The organism is Streptomyces incanus, assembly GCF_042656345.1.
GTDB lineage: Bacteria > Actinomycetota > Actinomycetes > Streptomycetales > Streptomycetaceae > Streptomyces > Streptomyces incanus.
Window position 1 is genome coordinate 1 of record NZ_JBHSPC010000082.1, and the last position, 2,925, is coordinate 2,925.

At 74.1% G+C, this 2,925-nt stretch carries 3 protein-coding genes; 2 read left to right on the plus strand and 1 reads right to left on the minus strand.

Annotation, left to right across the window (positions count from 1 at the left end):
* On the plus strand, nt 1-317 hold a 317-nt coding region (locus ACFP2V_RS24610), incomplete at its 5' end, for a zinc ribbon domain-containing protein (protein ID WP_381216527.1).
* Nucleotides 318-352: 35 nt separating this feature from the next.
* On the opposite strand, the gene ACFP2V_RS24615 is transcribed toward ACFP2V_RS24610, so the two are convergent.
* Nucleotides 353-1,393 (minus strand): DUF4349 domain-containing protein, encoded by a 1,041-nt coding sequence (locus tag ACFP2V_RS24615; protein WP_381216530.1) that lies wholly within the window; start codon nt 1,391-1,393, stop codon nt 353-355.
* A 157-nt stretch (nt 1,394-1,550) separates the two neighbouring features.
* Here ACFP2V_RS24615 and hemG point away from each other — a divergent pair.
* A partial coding sequence (gene hemG, locus ACFP2V_RS24620; protein ID WP_381216533.1) for a protoporphyrinogen oxidase occupies nt 1,551-2,925 on the plus strand: 1,375 nt, incomplete at its 3' end.

The window sequence follows — 2,925 nt, forward strand, 5'->3', positions numbered from 1 at the left end:
AGACCACCATGGCCCGCAAAGCAGCCGACGCCGCCATCGGCGCCACCAAGGCCGCCCTGATCGAGATGGGCCGCAAGCACGGGCGGGACATGCGTCTCGTACATCCCGCGCACACCACGATGGACTGCGCGCACTGCGATGCGAGAGCCAAGCACGCACTGCCGCTGGGTGAGCGCATTTACACCTGCGCCGCCTGCGGAACCGTGTCCCCACGGGACAAGAACTCCGCACGCGTCATGCTCGTCCGGGCTGGTCTCAACCCGGCTGGTGCCGAGGGCGGAAGACCTCCTGGAGCGCTGCTCCAGGAGGCGGCCTGAGCCAGGAATCCCCTTCCCTTCAGGGAGGGGAGGATTCAATTCGTATCCGGCTCCGGGGCCTCGTCCGGGGTCCGGGCCGTCGCACGCGCGGACGAGGGCCGGGCCGCGGGAACGGGCGGGGCAGCGGGAACGGAAGGGGACGCGGGCGCCGGCCGCGTGCGGCGGGACAGCCCGGGGCGTACGGCCTTCAGCCACAGCAGCGCGAGCAGGGCCGCCACCACCGCGAACGGCAGCACCGCGCCGATCGCCACCGCGAGCCAGCGCAGCATCGTCACGAACGCGTCCCAGCCACCCGCGAGCGCGTCCAGGAATCCCGGGTCGTCGTCCTTGGTGCTCTCCTCCACCGGCGTCTCGGACAGGGTCAGGGTGATGGTGGCCAGGCTGGTCCGGTCCTTCAGGGACGCCTGCCGGGCGAGCAGGGCCTCCAGATCGGCCTGACGGGTGCTGAGTTCGCCTTCCAGGGTGACCACGTCACTGAGCCGGGTGGCCTGGTCCATCAGCTCGCGGATCCGGGCCACGCTGGCGCGCTGCGTCTTGATCCGGCTCTCGACGTCGACGACCTGGTCGGTGACGTCCTCCGCCTTCGCGCTGCGTTCGACGAGTGTGCCGGCGCCCTCGAGGTCCGAGAGGACCTTGTCGTACTTCTCGGCGGGGACGCGCAGCACCACGCGCGTGAGGTCGTGCCCCTCCTCGTCCTGACGGGTGTTCTCGTCGCCGACGTAGCCGCCCGCGTTCTCGGTGGTCGTGCGCGCGTCGGCCAGCGCCGTCGGGGCGTCCTTCACCTGCACGGTCAACGAGGCGGTGCGGATGATGTGGCTCGTGGTGGTGCTCCTGCCCGCGGGCGGCGGCGTAGCCCGCGAGCCGTCCGCCGAGCTGCCGGGAGCTCCCCCCCGAGCCCCTGCCTTCGTCCCTCCCTCCGTGTCCGCTCCGGCGTCCGCCTGTGCGGCGGCCTTGTCGTCGGACGCGGCGGAGTCGGCGCTGGAGTCCGCGCCGCTGCATCCGGTCAGGGCGAGCGCGGCGGTCAGCAGCAGGCCCGTCAGGGCGTGTGCCGGCCGTACGGATCGTCGTGTGCGCATGTGGGTTCCCCCCGGGTTCGTGGCCAATGACGTTCCTTTGACGCCGGAGGACGGCGGAACGATGGCGCGAAACGGTCCCGAAGCGGTCACGGTAGGGACTCGGGAGGGCCGTACGGCCCTGGTGGGACCCGTCGGCGGCATCTGAGAGGGTGGAGCCATGAGCGGATCACACACGGGTGCGGAGCAGCGGGTCGTCGTGGTGGGAGCCGGCATCGCCGGACTGGCCGCCGCGCACCGGCTGCTCGGGCGCGGGGCACGGGTGACCGTGCTGGAGGCCTCGGAGCGGGTCGGTGGCAAGTTGCTGCCCGGTGGGATCGCGGGCGCGCGCGTGGACCTGGGCGCCGAGTCGATGCTGGCCCGCCGCCCGGAGGCGGTGGCCCTCGCCCGTGAGGTGGGCCTCGCCGACCGGCTCCGGCCCCCGGCCACCGCGACCGCGTCGCTGTGGACCCGCGGCGCCCTGCGACCGATGCCCAAGGGTCACGTCATGGGCGTCCCCGGCACCGCCGCCGCCCTGGCCGGAGTGCTCTCCGAGGAGGGCCTCGCCCGGATCGGACAGGACGCCGAGTTGTCCCGTACCGAGGTCGGCGACGACGTCGCCGTCGGCGCGTACGTGGCGGCCCGGCTCGGCCGCGAGGTCGTCGACCGGCTGGTCGAGCCCCTGCTGGGCGGGGTGTACGCGGGCGACGCGTACCGCATCTCGATGCGCTCCGCCGTCCCCCAGCTGTTCCAGGCCGCGCGGACGCACACCTCCCTGACCGAGGGCGTCCGTGAGATCCAGGCCAGGGCCGCCACCGCGCAGCAGACCGGACCGGTGTTCATGGGCATCGAGGGCGGTGTGGGCACCCTCCCGCTCGCCGTCGCCGAGTCGGTGCGGGCCCGCGGCGGGGAGATCCGCACCGGCACCCCGGTCACCGAACTGCGCCGGGAGCCGGCCGGCGGCTGGAGGGTCGTCACCGGAGAGCGGGAGCTGCGCGCCGACGCGGTCGTCGTCGCCGTACCCGCCCCGGCCGCCGCCCGGCTGCTGCGTGCCGAGGCGCCCGGCGCCGCCGCAGAGCTGGCCGGGATCGAGTACGCCTCCATGGCGCTCATCACGCTCGCCTACCGCCGCGCGGAGACCGATCTTCCCGCGGGCAGCGGATTCCTGGTGCCGCCGGTGGACGGCCGCACCATCAAGGCGTCCACCTTCGCCTCGAGCAAATGGGGCTGGATCGATGAGGAGAACCCGGACCTCACGATCCTGCGCACCTCCGTCGGCCGGCACGGCGAGACGGAGATCCTCGGCCGCGACGACGCCGGCCTCGTGGAGGTCTCCCGGCACGACCTGTTGGCCGCCACCGGCCTGGACGCCACCCCGGTCGCCACCCGCGTCACCCGCTGGCAGGACGGCCTGCCCCAGTACCCCGTCGGCCACCACGCGCGTGTGGCCCGCGTCCGCGAGCACCTCGCCGCCCTCCCGGGGCTGGCCGTGTGCGGCGCGGCCTACGACGGCGTCGGCATCCCCGCGTGCATCGCGAGTGCGTACGACGCCGCCG

Bases quoted from the DNA above. Each gene is read 5' to 3' on its own strand.
- ACFP2V_RS24615 (WP_381216530.1), bottom strand. From the start codon at position 1,393: ATGCGCACACGACGATCCGTACGGCCGGCACACGCCCTGACGGGCCTG.